Source organism: Tenggerimyces flavus (genome assembly GCF_016907715.1).
In the GTDB taxonomy this organism is placed as follows: Bacteria; Actinomycetota; Actinomycetes; order Propionibacteriales; family Actinopolymorphaceae; genus Tenggerimyces; species Tenggerimyces flavus.
Window position 1 is genome coordinate 4,301,868 of the sequence record NZ_JAFBCM010000001.1, and the last position, 23,053, is coordinate 4,324,920.

At 69.3% G+C, this 23,053-nt stretch carries 23 protein-coding genes; 19 read left to right on the top strand and 4 right to left on the bottom strand.

Annotation, left to right across the window (positions count from 1 at the left end):
• Positions 1-18: 18 nt before the first annotated feature.
• The 12 genes from JOD67_RS20090 (at position 19) to JOD67_RS20145 (ending at position 13,603) form a co-directional block, all read left to right on the top strand.
• Positions 19-447: a hypothetical protein gene (locus JOD67_RS20090; RefSeq protein WP_239553930.1), complete on the top strand. Its 429-nt coding sequence runs from the start codon at positions 19-21 to the stop codon at positions 445-447.
• Positions 448-558: 111 nt separating this feature from the next.
• The gene (locus tag JOD67_RS20095; protein WP_205119137.1) at positions 559-1,257 is read left to right on the top strand and encodes an SDR family NAD(P)-dependent oxidoreductase; all 699 of its coding nucleotides are present in this window, start codon (positions 559-561) and stop codon (positions 1,255-1,257) included.
• Complete coding sequence (locus tag JOD67_RS20100; protein ID WP_239553931.1) at positions 1,254-2,270, top strand: S-adenosylmethionine:tRNA ribosyltransferase-isomerase; 1,017 nt, start codon at positions 1,254-1,256, stop codon at positions 2,268-2,270. The genes JOD67_RS20095 and JOD67_RS20100 overlap by 4 nt, the downstream gene beginning before the upstream one ends.
• Before the next feature lie 42 nt (positions 2,271-2,312).
• Positions 2,313-3,254, top strand: coding sequence for an NADP-dependent oxidoreductase (locus tag JOD67_RS20105; protein ID WP_307782466.1), 942 nt, complete (start codon positions 2,313-2,315; stop codon positions 3,252-3,254).
• A 52-nt stretch (positions 3,255-3,306) separates the two neighbouring features.
• Positions 3,307-3,570, top strand: coding sequence for a phosphoribosyl-ATP diphosphatase (locus JOD67_RS20110; RefSeq protein WP_205119138.1), 264 nt, complete (start codon positions 3,307-3,309; stop codon positions 3,568-3,570).
• A gap of 18 nt (positions 3,571-3,588) precedes the next feature.
• Positions 3,589-4,434 carry an ATP phosphoribosyltransferase gene (gene hisG, locus JOD67_RS20115; RefSeq protein ID WP_205119139.1) on the top strand — a complete coding sequence of 282 codons (846 nt, stop codon included), beginning with the start codon at positions 3,589-3,591 and terminating at the stop codon, positions 4,432-4,434.
• 167 nt (positions 4,435-4,601) lie between these two features.
• Entirely contained in the window at positions 4,602-5,675 is a 1,074-nt protein-coding gene (locus tag JOD67_RS20120; protein ID WP_205119140.1) for a LacI family DNA-binding transcriptional regulator, read from the top strand.
• A gap of 2 nt (positions 5,676-5,677) precedes the next feature.
• The gene (locus tag JOD67_RS20125; RefSeq protein WP_205119141.1) at positions 5,678-7,054 is read left to right on the top strand and encodes an ABC transporter substrate-binding protein; all 1,377 of its coding nucleotides are present in this window, start codon (positions 5,678-5,680) and stop codon (positions 7,052-7,054) included.
• Complete coding sequence (locus JOD67_RS20130) at positions 7,054-8,034, top strand: carbohydrate ABC transporter permease (protein WP_307782467.1); 981 nt, start codon at positions 7,054-7,056, stop codon at positions 8,032-8,034. The genes JOD67_RS20125 and JOD67_RS20130 overlap by 1 nt, the downstream gene beginning before the upstream one ends.
• Entirely contained in the window at positions 8,031-8,921 is an 891-nt protein-coding gene (locus JOD67_RS20135) for a carbohydrate ABC transporter permease (protein WP_307782468.1), read from the top strand. Before JOD67_RS20130 ends, JOD67_RS20135 begins: the two co-directional genes overlap by 4 nt.
• A gap of 24 nt (positions 8,922-8,945) precedes the next feature.
• Positions 8,946-11,756: a glycoside hydrolase family 9 protein gene (locus JOD67_RS20140; RefSeq protein ID WP_205119143.1), complete on the top strand. Its 2,811-nt coding sequence runs from the start codon at positions 8,946-8,948 to the stop codon at positions 11,754-11,756.
• A gap of 200 nt (positions 11,757-11,956) precedes the next feature.
• Positions 11,957-13,603 carry an FAD-dependent oxidoreductase gene (locus JOD67_RS20145; protein WP_205119144.1) on the top strand — a complete coding sequence of 549 codons (1,647 nt, stop codon included), beginning with the start codon at positions 11,957-11,959 and terminating at the stop codon, positions 13,601-13,603.
• A 257-nt stretch (positions 13,604-13,860) separates the two neighbouring features.
• Here JOD67_RS20145 and JOD67_RS20150 read toward each other — a convergent pair whose 3' ends face one another.
• On the bottom strand, positions 13,861-15,033 hold the full coding sequence (locus tag JOD67_RS20150; protein ID WP_205119145.1) for a CaiB/BaiF CoA transferase family protein: 1,173 nt from the start codon (positions 15,031-15,033) through the stop codon (positions 13,861-13,863).
• A 170-nt stretch (positions 15,034-15,203) separates the two neighbouring features.
• Here JOD67_RS20150 and JOD67_RS20155 point away from each other — a divergent pair, with 170 nt between their 5' ends.
• Positions 15,204-16,307, top strand: a complete 1,104-nt coding sequence (locus JOD67_RS20155) for an asparaginase (RefSeq protein WP_205119146.1) — start codon at positions 15,204-15,206, stop codon at positions 16,305-16,307.
• A gap of 130 nt (positions 16,308-16,437) precedes the next feature.
• Here the strand turns inward: JOD67_RS20155 and JOD67_RS20160 are convergent, their stop codons facing one another.
• The 3 genes from JOD67_RS20160 to JOD67_RS20170 form a co-directional block, all read right to left on the bottom strand.
• Positions 16,438-16,905 carry a PH domain-containing protein gene (locus JOD67_RS20160; protein WP_205119147.1) on the bottom strand — a complete coding sequence of 156 codons (468 nt, stop codon included), beginning with the start codon at positions 16,903-16,905 and terminating at the stop codon, positions 16,438-16,440.
• A gap of 19 nt (positions 16,906-16,924) precedes the next feature.
• Positions 16,925-17,590 carry an alpha/beta fold hydrolase gene (locus JOD67_RS20165; RefSeq protein WP_307782745.1) on the bottom strand — a complete coding sequence of 222 codons (666 nt, stop codon included), beginning with the start codon at positions 17,588-17,590 and terminating at the stop codon, positions 16,925-16,927.
• Positions 17,591-17,693: 103 nt separating this feature from the next.
• Positions 17,694-18,323 carry a nucleoside/nucleotide kinase family protein gene (locus tag JOD67_RS20170; protein WP_239553933.1) on the bottom strand — a complete coding sequence of 210 codons (630 nt, stop codon included), beginning with the start codon at positions 18,321-18,323 and terminating at the stop codon, positions 17,694-17,696.
• A gap of 75 nt (positions 18,324-18,398) precedes the next feature.
• Between JOD67_RS20170 and JOD67_RS20175 the strand changes: the two genes are divergently transcribed.
• The 6 genes from JOD67_RS20175 (at position 18,399) to JOD67_RS41985 (ending at position 22,961) form a co-directional block, all read left to right on the top strand.
• Positions 18,399-19,211, top strand: coding sequence for a CE1 family esterase (locus tag JOD67_RS20175; RefSeq protein WP_205119149.1), 813 nt, complete (start codon positions 18,399-18,401; stop codon positions 19,209-19,211).
• A 203-nt stretch (positions 19,212-19,414) separates the two neighbouring features.
• Positions 19,415-20,227: a translation initiation factor IF-3 gene (gene infC / locus JOD67_RS20180; protein WP_372442338.1), complete on the top strand. Its 813-nt coding sequence runs from the start codon at positions 19,415-19,417 to the stop codon at positions 20,225-20,227.
• Positions 20,228-20,290: 63 nt separating this feature from the next.
• Positions 20,291-20,485, top strand: a complete 195-nt coding sequence (gene rpmI, locus JOD67_RS20185; protein WP_205119150.1) for a 50S ribosomal protein L35 — start codon at positions 20,291-20,293, stop codon at positions 20,483-20,485.
• A 63-nt stretch (positions 20,486-20,548) separates the two neighbouring features.
• Positions 20,549-20,926 carry a 50S ribosomal protein L20 gene (gene rplT / locus JOD67_RS20190; protein ID WP_205119151.1) on the top strand — a complete coding sequence of 126 codons (378 nt, stop codon included), beginning with the start codon at positions 20,549-20,551 and terminating at the stop codon, positions 20,924-20,926.
• Positions 20,927-20,964: 38 nt separating this feature from the next.
• Complete coding sequence (locus JOD67_RS20195) at positions 20,965-21,810, top strand: TrmH family RNA methyltransferase (RefSeq protein ID WP_205123092.1); 846 nt, start codon at positions 20,965-20,967, stop codon at positions 21,808-21,810.
• 74 nt (positions 21,811-21,884) lie between these two features.
• Positions 21,885-22,961, top strand: coding sequence for a sensor histidine kinase (locus JOD67_RS41985; protein ID WP_307782469.1), 1,077 nt, complete (start codon positions 21,885-21,887; stop codon positions 22,959-22,961).
• The last annotated feature ends 92 nt before the right edge of the window (positions 22,962-23,053 follow it).

The following is a 23,053-nucleotide window of genomic DNA, read 5'->3' on the forward strand; positions in this document are numbered from 1 at the left end:
CCGGTATCGTCCGGAGCCGTGTCGCACACTCTCGCGCTCGTCCTCGTTCCCGCCGGCGAGCCCGATCCGGCCGGCCGGGCGACGGCGATGCTGAAGCGGTACTGGATCAGCGACCTCGCCGACAAGTACGACCTCAACCCCGAGGCGACGTGCGACGGCTTCACGATCGGCGGCCGGTACGACGGGATCATCTGGGGCAAGCCGCAGAACTACGACCTCGCGCCGCACGAGTTCCAGGCGAGGTACGGCTTCGACGTGGTCACCGACGACGACAACATCCGACCCGTCGGCCAACTCGTCCCGGTCGAGGACATGCGCGTCGGCGCCATCGTGACGCCGGACGGCGCCTGGCACGAGTGGGCCGACGACACCTGGAACGACACGGCGCACGCGTTGCTGGCCGAGCACGGCGACTGCCTGGCCGTGGCGTTCGACTGCCACTCCTGAGGTCCTAGGTCCAACGGCCGACCCCGGTCGCACCCGCGGCCCGATGGAACGCGCGGCGAACGCGCCTAGCGTCGGCGGCAGAGGCACTCTTCCCGTTCGAAGGAGACACCGATGCCTGTCGCCATCGTCACCGGCGCGTCCCGGGGCCTCGGCCTCGCCCTCGCCCACGGACTGGCCGAACGCGGCTGGTCGCTGGTCGTCGACGCCCGCAACGCCGGGCCGCTCACCGACGCCGCGCGCGAGCTGAAGGGATGTACGAACGTGATCCCGCTGACCGGCTCGGTCGCCGACCCGCAACACCGCGCCGACCTGCTCGAGGCGGCGCGCTCGCTCGGCGGGCTCGATCTGCTCGTCAACAACGCGGGCACGCTGGGCCCGAGCCCGCTGCCGGCGCTCGGCGCGCTGAACGTTTCGGCGTACCGCGACATCCTCGAGGTCGGCACGGTCGCGCCACTCGCCCTCACCCAACAGGCGCTGCCGATCCTGCGCGAGAACGGCGGCGCGGTGCTCAACATCACCAGTGACGCGGCGGTCGAGGCGTACGAGGGCTGGGGCGGGTACGGCTCGGCGAAGGCCGCGCTCGAGCAGTGGTCGCACGTGCTCGCCGAGGAGGAGAAGGCCGTTCGGGTCTGGTGGGTCGACCCCGGCGACCTGCGCACCCAGATGCACCAGGACGCCTTCCCCGGTGAGGACATCTCGGACCGGCCGCTGCCCGACACCGTGGTGCCCGCGTTCGTGTCGCTCGTCGAGACGCGGCCCCCGAGCGGCCGCTACAAGGCCGCCGAGCTGCCGACCGGAGCCGTGGCATGACGATGGCGACGGAACCGTCGCTCGACTTCGAGCTGCCGCCGGAGCTGGAGGCCCACGAGCCGCCCGAGGCGCGCGGCCTCGCGCGCGACGGCGTACGGTTGTTGACGAGCCGGCCCTCCAGCCTCGACCACGGTCGGTTCACCGACCTGCCCGAGCAGCTCGAGCCCGGCGACGTTCTCGTGGTGAACACGTCGGCGACGATGCCGGCCGCGGTGGACCTGGACGATGGCGATCGGACGGTGCACTTCTCGACGCTCGCGCCGGACGGGACCTGGATCGTCGAGCTCCGCCGCGGGGCGTCGCCGGATTCCGCTGGTGTGGAAGGGGAGCGGATCGCGCTGCCGGGTCGTGTCAACCTGGTCTTGCTTCGGCGGCACGCGTCGCGGCGGCTGTGGCACGCGTCGCTGTCTTCACCCGACGTTCCCTCGTACCTCGCGCGGTTCGGGCGGCCGATTCGCTACGGCTACGTGGCGGAGCGGTGGCCGATCGAGTCGTACCAGACGGCCTTCGCGACGGCGCCCGGCAGCGCGGAGATGCCGAGCGCGGGCCGTCCGTTCACGCCCGAGCTGGTGACCCGGCTGGTCTCGCGCGGCGTGCTGATCGTGCCGCTGACGCTGCATACGGGCGTGGCGTCGCCGGAGTTCCACGAGCCGCCGTACGCGGAGTGGTTCTCGGTACCCGAGGTGACGGCGCGGGTCGTGAACGACGCCAAGCTCCGCGGCGCGCGCGTCGTCGCGGTGGGGACGACCGCCGTCCGGGCGCTGGAGTCGACGACGACCTCGGGCTGCTGGGTCGAGCCGGCCTCGGGCTGGACCGACCTGGTGATCACCCCGGAGCGCGGCGTCTGCGTGGCGTCCGGGCTGCTGACCGGTTTCCACGAGCCGAAGGCCTCCCACCTGCTGATGCTCGAGGCGATCGCCGGCCCAGACCTGGTGCGGCGCTCGTACGAGGCGGCCCTGGAACGCCGCTACCTCTGGCACGAGTTCGGCGACCTCAACCTGCTCCTGCCCTGACCAGCCGGGAAGGGATTCGCCGATCGGGTGGTTGGGCTCAGCGTGAGCGAGCGCATGAAGGCGATCAAGCAGCAGTCGTTCGGCGGACCCGAGGTCCTGGAGCTGGTCGAGGTCGACCGCCCGGTACCCGACGGGACCCACGTGCTGGTCCGCGTCCGCGCGGCCGGCGTCAACCCGGTCGACTGGAAGATCCGTTCCGGCTACGACCCGGACACGCCGCTGCCGTACACGGTCGGCTGGGAGCTGTCCGGCGTGGTCGAGGAGCTCGGCGTCGGCGTGACGAGGTTCGCGCCCGGTGACGAGGTCTACGGGCTGGTGTGGTTCCCGAAGGAGGCCGGAGCGTACGCGGAGTACGTCGCGGCGCCCTCGCGGCAGTTCGCGCGTAAGCCCGCCTCGCTCAGCCACGAGGAGGCCGGATCCCTCGCTCTCGTCGGGCTCACTGCCTGGCAAGCGCTCGTTGACACCGCGAATCTTCAACCAGGGCAGCGAGTTCTCGTCACCGCGGCCGCCGGGGGAGTGGGTCACGTCGCCGTCCAGGTCGCGAAGGCGCGAGGCGCGTACGTGATCGGCACCGCGAGCACCGGCAAGCTCGACTTCGTCAGGAGCCTCGGCGCCGACGAGGTGATCGACTACACGACGACCGATGTCGGCCAGACCGTCAAGGACGCGGACGTGGTGCTCGACATGGTCGGGCCGGACTACACGCTCGGGCTCGTTCCCGCGATGAAGCCGGGCGGCCACTTCATCCCGATCGGCGGCGGCGCCTCACCGGAGTCGGTGGAGGCCGCGAAAGCGAAGGGAGTGAACGTTCACCTGGTGTTGGCCGAGCCGGACGGGCACGGCCTGGACCAGCTGAACGCGCTGGTCGACGCCGGCAAGCTACGCGTGGAGATCGACACCGCGTACGCCCTGGCCGACGCCGCGAAGGCGCACGCGCACAGCCAGACCGGCCGCGTGCGGGGAAAGCTGGTGCTGGTCGTCTAGCGCAGCCCGTACGCTGGGGGCGACCATCTGTCGCCTAAGAGAACCCAGTGGGATGAAGACCTTCGACGAACTCTTCGCCGAGCTGTCCGCCAAAGCCGTCGACCGGCCCGAGGGCTCGGGCACTGTCGCTGCCCTCGACGCGGGCGTCCATACGATCGGCAAGAAGCTCGTAGAGGAGGCAGCGGAGTCCTGGATGGCCGCCGAGCATGAGACGCCGGAACGTGCCGCCGAGGAGATCTCGCAGCTGCTGTACCACGCGCAGGTCCTGATGCTCGCCTGCGGGCTCGAGCTCAAAGACGTCTACGCCCACCTCTGAGGACGAAGGTTCACTCTCATGCTTCGTGTTGCCCTTCCCAACAAGGGAGTTCTGTCCGAACCGGCTGCGGCGATGCTCCGCGAGGCCGGCTATCGCCAACGCTCCGACTCCAAGGAGCTGGTCACGCTCGACCCGGACAACGGGATCGAGTTCTACTACCTGCGCCCCAAGGACATCGCCGTGTACGTGGGCGAAGGGACGCTCGACCTCGGCATCACCGGCCGGGACATGCTGCTCGACTCGGGGTCGCCCGCGGACGAGATCCTGTCGCTCGGCTTCGGCAAGTCCACGTTCTGGCTGGCCGCCAAGCCCGGCACGGCCACGTCGTTGTCGGAGATCGCCAACCTCCGGGTCGCGACCTCATACGCGGGCCTGGTCGGGAAGTACCTCGCCGAGCAGGGGATCTCCGCCCAGGTGATCCGCCTCGACGGCGCCGTGGAGACCGCGATCCGGCTCGGCGTCGCCGACGTGATCGCGGACGTCGTGGAGACCGGCGCGACGCTGCGGCAGGCGGGGCTGGAGCTGTTCGGCGAGCCGCTGCTCGAGTCCGAGGCCGTGCTCGTCCGCCGTTCGACCGCGGCGCCGGTGGAGGGCCTCGACCTGATGATGCGTCGCCTCCAGGGCGTGCTCGTCGCGCGCAACTACGTGCTGATGGACTACGACCTGCCAGAGGACAAGGTCGACGATGCCGCGAAGATCAACTCAGGCCTGGAGGGGCTGACCGTGTCGCCCCTTCATCGAGCGAACTGGGTCGCGGTCCGGGTCATGGTGCCCCGCCGCGAGGCCCAGCGCCTGATGGACGACCTCTGGGAGATCGGCGCCCGCGCCATCCTCGTCACCGACATCCACGCCTGCCGCCTGTAGCGGGAACGAACCGCGCCGCATAGCCGCCGGAAAGTCTCTGCAACACATCGTGGAGTACGAGCGCGCCGTAAACACGTTCGCAACAAAGCATTGACGGCGCTTATGCGCATCAGTACCTTCGCGAAGCATCACCTACTGATGCGCATAAGCACAGGAGCACCAGCACGATGGCAGACAGCCGGATCCCCGCGCGGCGGCGGCAGAGCGACATCGCCCGGACGGCGGGCGTGTCGCAGGCGACCGTGTCGATGGTGCTCAACGGCCGGACCGGCAAGGGCGCCGCGATCAGTCCGGACACCAGGGACCGGGTGCTGCGGGCGGCGGCCGAGCTGGGCTACGCGGGCAACCCCGCCGCGCGGAGCCTCGCCGGCGGCCGCAACCAGCTGCTCGGCGTCTACACCTTCGAGTCGATCTTCCCGGCCGAGAGCGCCGACTTCTACCACCCGTTCCTCGTCGGGGTGGAACGCGAGGCCGAGGTCCGGGGGTACGACCTCGTGCTGTTCACGAGCTCGACGGGCTCGGACGGGAGCCGCCGGATCTTCCGCGACAACGTCAACCGGCTGCGGATGGCCGACGGGTGCGTCCTGCTGGGCAACGACACCGACCGCTCCGAGCTCGACCGGCTCGCCCAGGAGGACTTCCCGTTCGTGTTCATCGGTCGGCGCGAGGTGCCCGGCCGCCAGATCGCGTACGTCTCGCCCGACTACGTCGCTCCCACCGTCGAGGCGGTCGCCCACCTGGCCGAGCTCGGGCACCGCAAGGTCGCGCACGTCGGCTCCGGCTCCAGCTTCGAGCCGTGCGTCGATCGTGTCGACGGCTTCCTGCGCGGGCGGGAGAGGTACGGGCTGGACTCCGATCCTCGCCTCCGGCTGATCACCTCCGCCGCGGCGCTGCGGGCCGACGACGTCCGCGACCTGTTCGACGCCGGAGCCACCGCGTTCGTGACCGAGGACGACCGGATCCTGCGGCGGTTCCTGGCGATCACCGACTCCCTCGGCCTGCGAGCGCCTCGGGACTTCTCCGTGGTCACGCAGATCGTGCCGCCCGAAGGGCAACCCGGCGTGGCGGTGACCGGGTTGCGGATTCCGCAGCGCGAGCTCGGCGGCATGGCCGTCGGCCTGCTCGTCGACCTGCTGGACGGCGACGATCCCGACCAGCCCCGCCAACTGACGATTCCCTGCGAGCTCGTGTACAGCGAGTCGACCGGCCCGCCGGCAAGCTCACATCTTCCATGGAGGTAGCGATGACTGTTCTCCGTCGTGGGCTGATCGCCTGCGGACTGGCCCTTGCGCTGGGCGTGTCAACCGCGGCTTGCGGGTCGAACGGCGATCCGCCGAGCACGTCGGACCAGACCGACGGGCAGGTCACGATCAGCGTGATGGGCCTGCCGCCAGCCACGAACGCCGAGTCCCGCCAGGCGTTCCTCGACCAGGTGGCAGCCTTCGAGAAGGCCAACCCCGACATCAAGATCAAGCCGTCGGACGCGCCGTGGGACGTGAAGACGTTCGCCGCGAAGATGGCCGGCGGTCGGGCGGAGACCGTTCTCAAGATCCCGCTCACCGAGCCGCCCGGCCTGATCGAGCGCAAGCAGGTCGCGGACATCACCGTGGAGGCGAAGAAGCTTCCGGAGTTCGCGTCGTTCGACCCCAAGGTGATGGAGATCCTCAGCAGCGAAGGCAAGGTGTACGGCCTTCCGGAGTCGATCTACGCGCTCGGCCTGGTCTACAACCGGAAGCTGTTCACCCAAGCGGGCTTGGATCCTGACGATCCGCCGGACACCTGGGAGGAGTTCCGGCACGCGGCCGACCAGATCGCGGAGAAGACCGGCAAGATCGGGTACGGCGCGCTGACCACGAACAACAGCGGCGGATGGCACCTCACCGCGATGACGTACGCCAACGGCGGAACGATGCAGGATCTGGTCGACGGCAAGCCGACCGCCACGTTCAACAACGCCCCGACCCTCGAGGCGCTCAAGCTCCTTCATGACATGCGGTTCGTGGACGACTCGATGGGCACCCAGCAGCTCCGCAAGGGCGAGGACGCGTCTCCCGCGTTCGCTGCCGGCGAGATCGGGATGTGGATCAACGCGCCGCAGGCGTACAACAGCTACATCACCTTGTTCAAGGGCGATCCCGCCGACTTCGGGGCCGCGAGCCTGCCGCAGGGAGGCGGCGACGGGACCCTCGCGGGCGGCACCGTGTTGATGGTGACCGCCAAGGCGTCCGACGCGGAGCGCGCCGCCGCGGTCAAGTGGATCGAGTACTCGTCGATCCTGCCGTCGTACGACACGGCAGCAGCCGTCACGGTCGCGAAGGCGCGAGCCGCGGACAAGCTCCCGGTCGGCGTGCCGGTGCTCCCGGTCTTCGACCAGGCGACCGTCGACAAGGTCGACGCCGCCATCAAGCCGTACGTCAACGTGCCGACCGAGCAGTTCGCGCCGTACGTCGAACGCACCAAGGACCTCGCCTTCGTACCGGAACCGGCCATCGCGGCGCAGGACCTGTACGCCGCACTGGATCCCGTCGTGCAAGCGGTCCTGACGAACAAGGACGCCGATCCCGCGGCGCTCCTCGCCGCCGCCGAAGACCAGGTCAACGCGATCCTGCGGCGACAGTAGTGCGGACCACCACGAGCACCGTCCCGGCCGGCGACGTCATGCCCGCCGGCCGGGACGTCACGGCCGACCGCACCGGCGGGGCGAAGGCTCCCCGCGGACCGAGGCGCGGGATCGGTGGGTGGCAGACGAACCTCGCCGCTCTGGTGTTCCTCCTTCCAGCGTTGGTGTTGTTCGGCTACTTCTCGTGGTGGCCGATCCTCAGCAGCGTCATCCTCGGCTTCCAGCAGACCAACCTCGTCGAGCCCGCGATCTGGGTGGGTTGGGAGAACTTCCAACGCCTGTTCGCCGATCCCGTGCTGCCCATCGCCGTACGCAACACCCTCTGGTTCGCGGCACTGTCGCTCGCGATCGGCTTCCCGGTGCCCGTGCTGCTGGCGGTCTTCATGTCGGAGGTCCGGCGCTTCGGCGGCCTGTTCAGGGTTCTGGTCTACCTGCCCGTCGTGGTGCCGCCGGTCGTGTCGGTGCTGTTGTGGAAGTGGTTCTACAACCCCGACGCAGGCCTGTTCAACCAGGTGCTCGGCCTCGTCGGACTCGGCCCGTTCCCCTGGCTCCAGGACAGCGGGTGGGCGATGCCGAGCCTCGTCCTCGAGGCCACCTGGGCGGGTGCCGGCGGTGCCGTTCTCATCTACCTGGCAGCACTTTCCGGGGTGTCGACGGAGTTGTACGAGGCTGCCGAGATCGACGGCGCCTCGGTCTGGCGCCGGGTCTGGCACGTGATGCTGCCGCAGATCCGCGGCGTGCTGTTGCTGATGCTGCTGTTGCAGGTCATCGGCGTGTTCCAGGTCTTCACCGAACCGTTCGTCATGACCGACGGCGGTCCCAGCAACGCCACCGTCACGGTCCTGCTGCTGATCTACCGGTACGCCTTCCTCTTCGGCGACTACGGCACGGCGGCGGCGCTGAGTGTGCTTCTCGCGCTGGTCCTCGCCGTCCTGTCCGCGATCTATCTGCGCCTGACCAAGCGATGGGGGAGCCAGTGAGCATCGACACCGTGCGCGGTCGCGGGCTGCTCTCCCACGCCGACCGGCGCAGAACCCCGGTACGGCTGGGGTGGGGCGGTGCCCAGACCGTTCTGATGGGACTGGTTTTGCTCGCCGGCGCGGGACCGCTCTACTGGGCGGCGAAGAGCGCGGTCTCCTCCACCCAGGACCTGCTCCGCAACCCGTTGGCCCTGTGGCCGTCTCCGGTGGAGTGGCACAACCTCGTCGACGCCTGGACGATCCTGGAGATCGACAGGTACCTGCTCAACACCGTCGTCCTGGTGGCCGGCTCGTGGCTGACCCAGCTCGTCGTGGCGACCACGGCGGGCTTCGCCCTGTCGGTGCTGCGGCCGAGGTTCGGCCGGTACGTCTACGGCGCGATCCTCGCGACGTTGTTCGTGCCCGGCACGGTGTCTATGGTCGCGCTGTACGTCACCGTCGTGGACCTGCCCGGGCTCGGCATCTCCCTAACCGACTCACCCTGGGCGGTCTGGCTTCCCGCCGGCGCGCACGCGTTCAACGTCCTGCTGGCCAAGCAGTTCTTCGACGCCATCCCTCGGGAGCTCTTCGAAGCCGCTCAGGTCGACGGAGCCGGACCGTGGACGGTGTTCCGTCGCATCGTCCTGCCGTTGTCGAAACCACTCGTCGCGGTCGTCTCGTTGCTGACGATCATGACGGCGTGGAAGGACTTCCTCTGGCCGCTCATCGTTCTCACCGACCCGACGAAGCAACCCATCGGCGTCGCGCTTCCGCGACTGGCCAACTCCGCTGACCAGGCTTTGCTCCTGGCCGGCATGTTCATGGCGATCGTTCCACCGCTCCTGATCTTCGTCATCTATCAACGGCACATCGTCCGCGGCATCGGCTTCACCGGCCTCAAGGGCTAATCCCCCAAGGGAGGGAGCACGGTCATGCGCATCGCAGTCGTCGCAGCGCTGTTGGTCTCGTCGCTCATGTACGGAACGCCCGCGAAGGCGGCCGGCACCGTGACCGAGGTGGTGGTCAACCAGGCCGGTTTCAGCGCGGGTGCCCACAAGTCCGCCCACGTTCTCGCCACCGGCGTCCTCACCGACACCACGTACCAGATCCTCAACGGGGCAACGGTGATCGCGTCCGGCAGCCTCGTCGACCGAGGCTCGACCTGGGGCGCGCGCGTCTACGACCTCGACTTCAGTACCGTCACCCAGACGGGGACCGCGTTCACGGTCCGGTCGAACGGCGTCTCCTCGTACCCGTTCAGGATCAGCGCCAACATCTGGGACTCCTACAAGGACGAGATGACGGCGTTCTACCGCCTCCAACGCGCGAACGTCGCCACCAGCGCGGGCTATCCGACCGGCTACAGCAGCGTCGCCCCGTCAGCGAAGGTCTTCCACGCCGCCGGGCATCTCGATGACGCCGCGTCCGCGGACGGGACCCAGCACCACGACCTCACCGGCGGCTGGTACGACGCCGGCGACTACGGCAAGTTCGCCGGCAACCAGTGGGTGACCGGCGAGATCGCGCTGGCGTACGTACGGCACGCAGACTCTCCGAACGTCCAGTACGACAACGACGCGAACGGCGTTCCCGACCTCCTCGACGAGGCCCGGGTCGGAAGCTCCTACCTGATCAAGTCCGCGAACCAGTTCGGTGGCGCCCTCTACGACCTCGCGAACGACTCCGGCTTCCAGCATCCGGAGTTCGCGACCGACAACGTCGTCGGCACGGCGGACGACCGGCGGATCCGCAACCTCAGCGTGGGTGGATCGGCCAAGGCCGCGGGTTCGCTCGCCGCGACCGCGAGGGCGATCGAGGCGGCGATCGCCGGCGGGAACATCGCGCCCGCGGCGGTCGCGGAGCTCACCTCGTTCGCCGCCGCCTGCGAGACCGCGGCGGTCACGTTCTACACCTACGCGGCAGCGAACCCGGCCGGCCCGGTCGGTTCGTATCCCGCGCTCGGCGGGATCCCCAACTCCATGCTGTGGGCCGAGGTGCAGCTGTACCTGTTGACCGGCACCACCAGCTACGCGACCGCTGCCACGTCGAAGATCAACGGGCTGACGTTCGCCGACCTCAGGTCCACCAACTACTGGGACCAGCGGCCGATCTCGATGGCCGAGTTCTACCCGGTGGCGAACGCGGCGACGCAGACGCAGATCCGCACCCTGCTTCGGCAGCAGGTCGAGTACTTCCTGTCGAGCTCCGACGACACGCCGTACGGCGTCCTCGACGTGTTCAGCGGGTTCGGGGTCAACGAGCCGCACATGTCGTACGTCGGCGACCTGATCCGCTACTACGAGCTGTTCGGCGATCCGATCGCCTTGCGTGGGGCGCTGCGGGGAGTCAACTGGATCTTCGGCGACAACCCGTGGAACCTCAGCTGGGTCTCGGGCATCGGTGCCGACCACGTCGACTTCCTGCACACGCGACTGGACGAGCAGTCCTACGACCATGCCAACACCGGGATCGTCATCCCCGGCGCACTGGTCAGCGGTCCCAACATCAAGAGTCCGACCGACGCCAACAGCGTGAGCCCCTGGTACGAGGACCGTCCGCTGTGGCAGGACGACATCCAGCAGTGGAGATACAACGAGTACAGCATCAGCATCCAGGCTGGGCTGCTCTACACGGTGATGGCGTTGAGCGACCTCAACGACGCCTCGAGCAGCGGGGGAGTGCTGCCGTTCAAGCTGCCGGTCACGACGCCGCTCATCGGCGACGTCGTCACCGGTGACGTGACGGTCCTGGTCCAGCCGGGCTCTGCGCTGTCCGCCGTGGAGCTCGGGACCACGCCGATGACGCTCCAGAACGGCATCTGGAGCGGATCGGTGAACGTCGACTCGTTCGCGCCGTACGCCAACCGCCAGCTCAACGTCCGCGGCACGCAGTCGGCCGGCAAGTACACCTACAGCACCACCCACGTCCAGGTGGCGCCGCCGCTGCCGGATCCCGCACATCCCTTGCTGTACGACAACTTCTCCAAGGGCGGCACGTTCGGGTCGACCGCGTTCGGCTGGGTCAACTGGTTCAACCAGTCCGGTGGGACCGGGACGTACGCGGCGGCCGTCGTCGACGGTCGCGACATCGGCAAGTTCACCCAGACGCCGAGCTCGGCGAGCTCGTTGGCGAAGTTCGAGCCCTGGCACGACTATGGCGACTTCGCCGGCTTCCGGTACCTCAGCCTCACGATGAAGAACCCTGGCTACCCGAACGCCCGCTACCGGGTCAGCATCGGCGACGGAACCGACAACTGCAGCCTGACCAACGGTGTCTCCGTGCCCGTGGCGACGAACTGGACGGAGTACCGGTACGACCTGAACCTGTGCCCGCTCGTCGACAAGAGCCACGTCCACCTCTCGCTGTGGTTACAACAGACCGGCGGAACATACGGCGAGCTGCTGATCGACGAGATCAAGACGACCGTCGACGCGACCGGCACGGCGCCGACGCTGACCGCCGGCGCGGTGAGCCCGGCGAGCGGGACGTCGACGACGCCGTTCACGTTCTCGGTGACCTACACCGACGTGGACAACCAGGCGCCGCACGTCGTCGACGTCGTGGTCGACGGCGTCGTTCACCACCTGACGGGGACGAACCCAGCGGACGTCACGTACACCGACGGCAAGACCTACGCGTACACGACCTTGCTGGCCAAGGGAAACCACTCGTACTACTTCCGGACGACCGACACGACGTCCAACGCCGTGCGGACGAGTACCCAGTCCGGACCGACCAACTAGGCCGTGTCTCTTAAGTAGCGTCGGTCATCGCGCTCCGCGCGATGGCGCGCGGCGCCTCGCGCCCGGCTGGGCGTGGTGCAGGAGGAATTCATAGTTTGTCCTCTGGGTGACGAACTGGACCGCGGCCAGGCGGGATGCGAGGTGTCGCGCGCCAGGCGATAGTTAAGAGACACGGACTAGCAGTAGAGGATGCGAAAACGATGCCCGAGCTACGTACCGACGTCGTCATCGTGGGCGGCGGGCTGGGAGGTGTCGCTGCCGCGCTCGCGGCCGCGAGCCTGGGCCGGTCCGTCGCGCTCACCGAGGAGACCGACTGGCTCGGCGGGCAGCTCACCGCGCAGGGCGTGCCGCCGGACGAGCACGCCTGGATCGAGGGCCCGTGGAGCTCCGACAGCTACCGGCGGCTGCGGAACGGGATCCGCGACTACTACCGGCGCGCCTATCCGCTCACGGCAACGGCTCGGGCCGAGGAACTGCTGAATCCCGGGCGCGGACTGGTCAGCAGGCTCTGCCACGAGCCGACAGTCGCGGTCGCGGTCCTCACCGAGCTGCTCGCGCCGTACCTGTCCAGTGGCCGGATTCGCCTGTTCCTACGGCACGAACCGGTCGCCGTGCACAGCGACGGCGACCGGGTTTCGGGTGTGGAGGTACGCGGTCTCGGCACCGGCGTGGCGACGACGCTGCTGGGCGCGTACGTCGTGGACGCGACCGAGCTCGGCGACCTGCTGGAGCTCGGCGCGGTGGAGCACATCGTCGGCGCGGAGTCCCAGGACGACACCGGTGAGCTGCACGCGCTTCCCGGCGCGCCGAACCCGCTCGACCAGCAGGCCATCACCTGGTGCTTAGCGCTCGAGCACCGTCCGGGGGAGGACCACACCATCGACCGGCCCGCCAGCTACGACTTCTGGCGGGGCTACCAGGCCGACTTCCTGCCCGATCCGCAGCTCAGTCTGGCCGACGTCGACCCCGCGACATTGGTCCGGCGGGAGCTGCCGTTGTTCGTCGACCCTGTCGGCGAAGCGATTCCGCGCAGCCGGTGGTGCTATCGCCGCATCCGCAGCGCGGACCAGTTCACCGACCCGATCGCGACCGATGTCACGCTCGTGAACTGGCCGCAGACCGACTACTGGCTCGAACCCCTGCTCGGCGTCGACGCGGCGACCCGTCAACGTGCGCTTGACGGCAGCCGCGAGCTCAGCCTGTCGTACCTCTACTGGCTACAGACCGAGCTCCCGCGCCCCGACGGCGGCACGGGCGATCCGTCCCTGCGGTTGTGCCCCGAGGTGATGGGCACCGCGGATGGGCTCGCCAAGTACGTGTACGTACGCGAAAGTCGCCGCATTCTGGCGGACCTGACGGTGACCGAGCAGCACATCGGCGTCGACGCCCGGGCGGGCCTCGATGGGCCTGTGCAGTTCCCCGACAGCGTCGGCATCGGGGCCTACCGGATCGACCTGCACCCGAGCACGGCGGGCCGGACGTTCGTGGACGTCGACAGCCATCCGTTCCAGATCCCTCTGGGCGCGCTCCTTCCCCAACGGGTCGACAACCTGCTGCCGGCGAACAAGAACATCGGCACGACCCACATCACCAACGGCTGCTACCGCCTGCACCCCGTCGAATGGGCTATCGGCGAAGCCGTGGGCGCCCTGATCGCCTTCTGCCTGGCTGGCAACCACACGCCGAGAAGCGTGCGGGCCGACGCGGTGGCGCTCGCGGACTACCAACGCCTGCTCACCGACCGCTTCGGCGTCCCCCTGGCCTGGCCCGAACCCGTGCGCACCCGTCCACTCGCGCAGGCGCACGAGACCGAGTCGTACGGCCGCCCGCTCGCGCTCAGCCGCTAGCGCCTCTGACGAACGTGGCTGGAGCGACACAGTGGCGGCTCTGCGGAGGCTCCCGAGTGACTCCGCAGTGAGGGCCAATGATCATGTTTACATGATCATTGGCCGCTCTACGTGGGATACACCCCGCGTAGAGCACCCACTCGCCAGGTAAAGCGGCATCGGCGCCCATCCGCCAGCACCGCCGGCGGCCTCGAGAAGGCGCCGGGCGACGTCCCTCCGCTTCACGATCCTCATCTCTACCTAGATAGAGATAGTTGTCAACGGTCCGTGGCGTCCAACCAGGCGAGCACGTCCTCGGTGTGCTGGCCCAGCGTCGGCGGTGCGGCGTTCGTCTCCTGACCGCCGGCGAACGGGTTGTCGTCCAGCCGGATCACCGGACCCGGGATCTGGATCTTCCCCAACGTCGCGTGCTCCACGTCCACCAGCAGCCCCTGCGACAGGGTCTGCTCCCACGTGTAGACCTGCTCGAGGTCCTTCACCTCACCCGCCGGGATGCCCAGCTCCGCCAGCTTCGGCAGCAGGTCGGCGACCGGCCAGGACGAGAACGCCTCCTCCACGGCCGTGATCACGACGTCGCGCTGGCCGACGCGTTCGGCGTTCGTCGAGAAGCCCGCCGCATCGACAGGCAGGGCGAACGCGGGGGCGAAGCGCCGCCAGAGGCCCTCCGAGCCGACCGAGATCTGCACCAGCCCGTCCTGGCAGGCGAACAACCCGTACGGACAGATCGACGGATGGTGGTTGCCCAACGCCTGCGGCACCTCGCCGGCCACCGTGTACCGCGTGCCCTGGTACGCGTGCACACCGACGATCGCGGCCAGCAGCGACGTACGGACGACCCGCCCGACCCCGGTCACGGCGCGCTCGTGCAGCGCCGCCACCGCGCCGTACGCCCCATACATCCCCGCCAGCAGGTCGGCGATCGGCACGCCCACCCGGATCGGCACACCCGGCGACGGCCCGGTGATCGACATCAGCCCGCCCTCGCCCTGCGCGATCTGGTCGTACCCCGCCCGGTCGCCCTCGGGGCCGTCGTGTCCGAAGCCGGTGATCGACAGCACGACGAGCCGCGGGTTGAGCTCACGCAGCGCGGCCATGCTGAAACCCAGACGGTCCAGCACGCCTGGCCGGAAGTTCTCCACCAGCACGTCCGCCCGCGCCAGCAGCCGCCCGAGGTCGCGCTTTCCCGCCTCGCTCTTCAGGTCGAGGACGACGGACTCCTTGTTCCGGTTGCAGGACAGGAAGTACGTCGCCTCCTTCGCGCCCTCCGGACCGACGAACGGCGGCCCCCACCCGCGCGAGTCGTCACCGCCCTCGGGGTGCTCGATCTTGATCACCCGGGCGCCGAGGTCGCCGAGCAGCATCGCGGCATGTGGACCGGCGAGCGCTCGGGACAGGTCGATGACGAGGACGTCGGAAAGCGGGCCGGCCACGGTTTCCCTTCGGTGGGCGAACAGTCTTGTCAGCCTATAGACGGCCTGGCGCGGCTCCCGGCCGAGTTCGGCCAACCGTGCCACGATGCGGTCCGCCGTTACCGGGCGATACGAGATCGACACACGGCTCGGCCAGGTTGTCGACCACTTGTCGAAGTTGGAGGTCCGCCATGCTCTGGAAACGAAGCCGTTGGCTCGTCGCGCTGCTCTCGCTCGTCGTCCTGTTCGGAGGGAGCGTCGCGGCCGCCGCTCCGCCGAAGACGCGCGTGCCGAAGGTCGTGGTGATCGGTACGGGCGGCACGATCGCCGGCGTCGCGGACAGCCGGGTCGCGCTGCAGACGTACCGCTCCGGCCAGATCTCGATCGCCGACCTGGTGAAGTTCCTGCAGCCCGAGCTGGCTTCTGTCGCGGACGTCTCGACGGTGCAGTTCGGCAACAAGGGCTCGGGCAGCTACACGATCCCGGAGTACTACGACCTCACCAAGGTCGTCGACCAGCAGCTCGCCCGCGCGGACGCGGTGGTGGTGACGACGGGCACGGACACGATGGAGGAGTTCGCGTACTGGCTCGACCTCACCGTTCGCAGCAAGAAGCCGGTCGTGCTCACCGGCGCGATGCGGCCGTGGAACGTGATCGGCACGGACGGCCCGGCGAACCTCTACAACGCGATCACGCTGGCCGCGAGCCAGCGGACGTCGTGCTTCGGCACCGTGCTGATGCTGAACGACGAGATCTACCCGGCGCGCGACGCGACCAAGACGAGCGGGCTGCGGATGGACACGTTCCAGACGCGGGAGTACGGCGCGCTGGGCTTCGTCGACGAGAAGCGGGTCCGGCTGCTCCGGGCTCCGGCGCGGGTGGAGGAGTGCCGTACGTCGAAGTGGGCCACGCCGTTCGACCTGGGCAAGGTCGACCGGGCGAAGCTGCCGCGGACCGAGATCGTGTACGGCTACCAGGGCGCGGGCGGCGAGGCGATCACGGCGTTCGCGGACGCCGGCGTGAAGGGGATCGTGACGGCGGGAACGGGCGCCGGCGGGATCTCACCGGCGCAGAGCGCGGCGCTGGCCGCGGCGGCGAAGAAGGGCGTCACGTTCGTGTCGACGACCCGTACCGGCTCGGGCGCGGTGTACGACGGCGGCGGCACCGCGATCGGCGGCGAGGACCTGCTGCCGCAGAAGGCGCGGCTGTTGTTGCTGCTGTCGTTGGCGAAGACGAACGACGTCGCGACGATCCGCGGCTGGTTCACCCGGTACGGCATGCAGCAGTTCGGCTAGCCGGGTGCCGTGGTCCTTTCCCTCTGGTCGGACGGTCTGCAGGTGACCGCCCACGTGGCCCTTCGGCCAGAGGGAAGGGGCCACGTTCAAGCAACCGGCTCGGAGCGCGCCAGCGCGACCATGACATCGACTAGTCGTTGCGAACGGTGCGGGTGCGGGCGGCGATGAGGCGGGCGAGCTCCTTCGCCGCCGCCCGGGCGCGGGGACCGTCGGACGACTGGATGCCCATGACCGGCACCGACGTACCGTCGTCGATGTCGAGCCGCGCCCACGGGTCCCCCGAACGGAACCGCACGCTGACGACCTGCGCCCAGGCGAGGTGGTGGATGCCGACGAGGTTGACGACCGTGAGCCCGTTCTCGTCTGCCCGAAGTCGAGAATGCCCAAGCAGGTAAAGGGCTCCGACGATGATCAGCAGGACGGCGGCGATCGTCAGGGTCTGCGGCCAGGTGAACGCGTCTCGGGTGTCGGACGGCATGCCGAACCACATGCCCAGCGAGGCGCCGACCAGCACGGCGCCGAGGATGACCGCGGTGATCGGCATGAACCTCGGTCGCCACGTCTTGGGCAACGTCGGTTCGAGGGTCTCGTTGGTCACCCCGCGAGCATAGGGGCCGTCAGTGCTCGGCCAGCCAGCCGAGCAACGTGTCCTCCAGCCAGTCGCCGTGCGAGTGGTGGACGTCGTGCCCGGCACCCACGGCCTCGCGGAACTCTCCGCGCGGGATGGCGTTCGCGAACTCCTGGGCGGGTTCGGGCGGGGCCAGGAAGTCGTGCGTCCCATTGACCAGGAGGACGGGGCAGCTGATGTCCGCCGCGCGGGACCGGCTGAGGTCGCCGCCTCTGGCCACGATGTCGCCCATCGCCCGCGCCAGGCTGCTCGTCATCACCCGAGCACCGTCGACGCCGTACGCCTCGACGAGGTACGCGACGAGGGGAACGAACGGGTCGACCGGCTTGTCCACGATCGTGGCGAGCGCCGTGAGCTCCTCGGGGCTGGCGAAGATCTGCCCGACCGCGCCCCAGGTGGCGACGGACAGGGCGCGGTCCGGCCACAGCGCGGCCATGAGAAGAGCCTCCTCGCCGCCGTCGCTGAACCCGACGAGGTGCGCCTGGGTGATGCCGAGGTGGTCGAGCAGACCGAGGAGGACGGGAGCGTCTTCCTGGTAGTAGTCCGCGTGGTACTCGCGGGGTTGCGGCAGCGACCGCCCTGAGCCCGGGAGGTCGGCGGCTATGACGCGGAACCCGTCCACGAGGCGGGAGCGGAGCCGGTCGAGGTCGACGATGCTCCCGGCCTAGCCGGGCATGAGAAGCAGCGCGTCGCCCTGGCCGGAGTCCTCGTAGTTGAGCTGTCCAAACGTAGGCACGACCGCCAGCCTAGGGGTGCGATCAGCCGAGGATGACGATCTCCGTCTCCTCGTCGTACGCCAGCGCTGAGTCGCCGTCCACGACGACGTCGGCGCGCTCGGCCGTACGTTCCCGCGCGAAGTGCAGGTCCTCGTCCGCCGCCCACGCGTCCCAGTACGGGCGGAATCCTTCGCCGTCGCGCTCGATGGCGCGCCGGTAGCGGACGTCCAGTGGGGCATCGACCCACATCTTCAACGTAGAAAGGTGATCGATCGCGCGGTCGGCCGACCCGACGCCCTCCACGATCAGTGCCGGGCGGACGGGGACGTCGTGCCATTCCGCGTACGAGCCCGACTCCCAGTCGTAGCGCTGGTACCGGCCGCGGAAGTTCGCGCGCAACGGCTGCAGCACCCAGGAGTCGAGCCGATCCCAGACCCGCGGCAGCCCGGACCACCCCTCGTACAGGTCGTCCAGATGCACGATCTGCGCGTCCCCGAGGAACGACGCCAGCCGCCCGGCGAGCGTGCTCTTGCCCGCGCCCGCGCGGCCGTCGATGCAGACGAGCCGGACCGCGCCGAGTCGTGGGGGACCGGCGAGCACCTCGCGCGCGACGTCGGCAAGCCGTACGACCGCGGACCGCCGAGACGCCGTCACGGCGCCGTCCATCGCCATGGCCGCAACCTACAGCGCGGACGATAAGGTCGAGCGGATCCCACGCTGGTGTGCCATGGAGGGGAGCACCGCCCGGTGCCGATCGTTCGACGCCTGCTGGCCGGGTGCGCGATCCTCGCGCTCGCCGGCTGCTCGTCCGGTACGAGCTTCAGCGCACCGATTTTCACCTCGACCCCCACCGCCAGCGCGACGCCGACACCGACGCCCGTACCCACCGGTCCCACGCGGGTCACGTTGCCGCAGGGCCGGTCGTACGTGCTCGCCAACCCCGCACCAGGCAAGCCCCGACCGTTGCTCATCGTCCTGCACTCCTACCAGGGCACCTGGGAACGCCTCGACAAGGCCGCCAGCATCCTCACCCGCGCTCGCGCCGAGGGGTACGTCGTCGCGTTCGCCCAGGGCGTCGACCAGTCCTGGAACGCCGGCGGCTGCTGCGGTACGGCGAAACAACGCAAGCTCGACGACGTCGGCTACCTCGTCCAGCTCGCCCACGACGCCCACCGGCGCGTCCAACTCGGCGACGTCTACCTGCTCGGCTTCTCCGCCGGCGACATGATGGCGATCCGCGCCCTCTGCGCCCGGCCCGACGTGTTCCGGGCCGCCGCCGGTGCCGCCGGCAACCTGGTCGCCAGCTGCCACAGCGACAGCCCTGTTCGCTATCTCCACCTGCACGGCCGCGCCGACAACATCGTGCCGTTCGAGGGTGGCCGGGTCGACTGGCTCGGCACCACGTTCGCGCCCGTACGCGACCTCCCGAAGCGGATCAAGCAGCAGGCGAAGGGCTCGACCGTCAAGCTGGTCACCCACGACTGCGGTCACGTCTGGCCCACGCTCGCGTCCTGCGGAACAGACGGGCTCGGCCTGGCGTTGGACTTCTTCGGCCGGTGAACCCCTCCGGGTTCCGGTTGCGGCCACCCGCCTGGTAACCTAGGCGGTCGGCCGACTCGGGCAACTGGGTCAGCACAAGCGGAGGACCACCTCCCACCCGCATCGACCTCAGGGTTGTCGGGTCCAGGCCGATCGCCACACCCGCGCGGTATCGCGGATGGCGATCAGCTTTTCGTACCTGCGCTGGGGCAGGAACGATCAAGGTGGGCTTCCGCATACGAGAACGCGGGAGCCCTTTTTCGCGTTCTCACCGCCCCAGATCACCGCACTACACAGGAGGAGACATAACCACAGAGCTTCGCGTCAACGACCGGATCCGGGTTCCCGAGGTTCGGCTCGTCGGACCGAACGGTGAACAGGTCGGCATCGTGCGCATCGAAGATGCGTTGCGCCTGGCGCAGGAGGCTGATCTCGACCTTGTCGAGGTCGCGCCCACCGCGCGCCCGCCGGTCTGCAAGCTCATGGACTACGGCAAGTTCAAGTACGAGACCGCTCAGAAGGCCCGGGAAGCACGCCGCAACCAGGCCCAGACGGTGATCAAGGAAATGAAGCTCCGGCCGAAGATCGACCCGCACGACTACGACACCAAGAAGGGTCACGTCGTACGGTTCCTTCGCCAGGGCGACAAGGTCAAGATCACGATCATGTTCCGCGGACGGGAGCAGTCCCGACCCGAGCTCGGCTTCCGGCTGCTGCAGCGACTCTCCGAGGACGTCGCCGACCTCGGCTTCGTCGAGTCGAACCCGCGCCAGGACGGCCGCAACATGATCATGGTGCTGACCCCCCACAAGCGTAAGTCCGAGGCGCGAGCCGAGGTGCAGGCCGAGAAGGCGAAGAAGGCGGCCGAACGTGAGGCCGACCGCGAGGCCGAGCGCCTCGAACGCGTCTCCGGAAACCACCCCGTCGGCTCGAACGGCTCGAGCGCCCCGGCGGCCGAGGCCGAGGGCGAGCCGGCCGACACGGTCGATGAGGCCGCGGACGATGTGACCGCAGTACCCGAGAACGAAACAGCATAAGAAGTGAACCGCCCCGCACCAGGCCGACCGGACCTACCGACTGGCCGACCGAGGAGCTGAATCATGCCGAAGAACAAGACGCATAGCGGCGCAAAGAAGCGCTTCAAGATCACCGGGACCGGCAAGCTGGTCCACGGCCGTACCAACCGCGGTCACCTGATGGAGGTCAAGCCCTCCACCCGTGCCCGTCGGCTCGCCGGCGAGGTCGAGGTCAACCCGGCCGACAAGAAGCGGGCCAAGAAGTTGCTCGGTCGTTAGTCCAGAAACCCACCGGCTAGGCGGGCATCCCGCCAAGGCCGTTCCCGATAGGAGTCACCACTCATGGCACGCGTGAAGCGGGCAGTCAACGCCCAGAAGAAGCGTCGCGTCGTCCTCGAACGGGCCAAGGGCTACCGCGGCCAGCGCTCGCGCCTGTACCGCAAGGCCAAGGAGCAGGTCACCCACTCGCTGGTCTACGCCTACCGTGACCGCCGCGCGAAGAAGGGCGACTTCCGCCGCCTGTGGATCACCCGGATCAACGCCGCCGCTCGTCTGAACGGCGTCACGTACAACCGGTTCATCCAGGGCCTCAAGGCCGCCGGCGTCGAGGTCGACCGCAAGATCCTCGCCGAGCTGGCCGTGACCGACGCCCCGGCGTTCGCCGCCCTCGTCGAGGTCGCGAAGCAGGCCGTTCCCGCCGAGACCGAGGCGGCCGCCTGACCGTCCCGGCCCAGGCCACGAACGCGAAGTCCGCGCGCCTGGCAGGTCCCGAGCTCACCGACCCGCGCAACAGCAGGGTCGCGGCGGCTCGCCGACTTGCCAAGCGCGCGTTTCGCGTCCGGGGCCGGCGATTCCTCGCTGAGGGACCGCAGGCCGTCCAGGAGGCGCTCGGCGTTCCCGGCGTCGTACTCGAGCTGTACGCCACCGGCGCGGCGGCCGACCGGCACGCCGACCTGGTCGTCGCTGCCAACGCCGCCGACATCCCCGTACGGCTGGTGTCCGGCGAGGTCTTCGCCGCGCTCTCCCAGACCGTGACGCCGCAGGGGCTGATCGCGGTCTGCGCGTTCGTCGACACCCCATTCGCCGACGTCGTCGCCACCGACCCACTGCTGGTCGCCGTGCTGGCCCAGGTCCGCGATCCCGGCAACGCCGGCACCGTCGTTCGCTGCGCCGACGCGGCCGGAGCCGAGGCGGTCGTGCTCACCGACGCCTCCGTCGACGTCTACAACCCCAAGTGCGTACGTGCCTCCGCGGGAAGCCTGTTCCACCTGCCGGTCGCGGTCGGTGTGGACGCGACCGCCGGCGCGGCCGGCCTCCGCGAGCACGGGCTGCGCATCCTCGCCGCCGACGGAGCGGGCGAGCTCGACCTCGACACCGCGGCCGACGATGGCCTGCTGAGCGGCCCGACCGCGTGGATCTTCGGCAACGAGGCATGGGGCTTGCCGCCGGAGACCAGGGCACTGGCGGACGCCGTCGTACGCGTTCCCGTCCACGGCCGGGCCGAGAGTCTGAACCTCGCGACCGCCGCGGCCGTGTGTCTGTATGCCTCCGCTCGTGCCCAACGCCAGCGTGGTGGGTGCCGGACACCCAGCAAACAGAGGTAGTCTCCGCAGGAAGCGTCGAGAACACGGCGCTCAGGGAATGGGAATGGGCAACGCAGCGGCAGGGGGGCTTCGCCGTGGCTGACCCCGAGGACGGGCGTGCGGTGCCCGTCGTCGATCTCGACGATGTGCCTGATGGGCTCATCGTCGCTGACGATCGTGCGTGCGTCACGGTCGTGAACCGGGTAGCGACCCGGCTCCTTCGCGTGCCCGCCGAGGACCTCGTCGGCAAGCACCTGTCCGACGCGCTGGCCCTGCAGGACCGGGACGGACGTGACTGGTGGGCGTCCGCGCGGCCGTACGACGGGCTGAACATCCGGACCGGCCATCCCGAGTGCAGCCTGTTCCTTCCCGATGGGCGGGAACTGCTGGTCGCGTCCAAGTTCATCCGCCCGAACGGGCCGTCCGGCAAGGTCGAGCGCGTCGTCATCACGTTGCGGAGCGCGCGGCTGCGGATCTACGAGGACGGCGAACGTTCCAACCTGATCGCCACCGTCGCGCACGAGCTGCGGTCGCCACTCACCAGCGTCAAGGGCTTCACCGCGACTCTGTTGCGCAAGTGGGACCGGTTCACCGACGAGCAGCGCCGGCTGATGCTGGAGACCGTCGAGGCGGACGCGGACCGGCTGGCCCGGCTGATCACCGACCTGCTGGACGTGGCGCGGATCGAGTCGAACCGGTTGTCGCTGCGCCGTCAGCCGATCGACCTCGGCGAGCACCTGGAGAAGACCGTCGCGTCGATGCAGGGCGCCGAACGGGTGAAGGACAACCTGATCCTGCTCGTCGACGGCCCGGTGCCGACGATGTGGCTCGACCTCGACAAGCTCGACCAGGTGCTCGCGAACCTGCTCGACAACGCCTTGCGCCACGGCGCCGGCACGGTGACAGTCCGGCTGAGCCGCTGGCAGGACGGCGTGCGGATCGTGGTCGACGACGAGGGCCGGGGGATCCCGGAGTCCGAGCGGGAGCGGGTGTTCGGCCGCTTCTGGCGCGGCACCGGCGGCAGCCGCGGCGGCTCGGGCCTCGGGCTGTACATCGTGCGCGGCCTCGTCGAAGCCCACGGCGGCTCGGTCCGCGTCGAGCAGTCGCCGGCCGGTGGTGCCCGCTTCGTGGTGGAGCTGCCGAACGACATCCCCGAGGGGCTCACCGACTAACGCGCCCGAGGGACGGCAAATGATCATGTTTACATGATCATTTGCCCCTTTACGTGGGGTGTACGCCGCGTCAAGCACCCATTCGCCAGGTA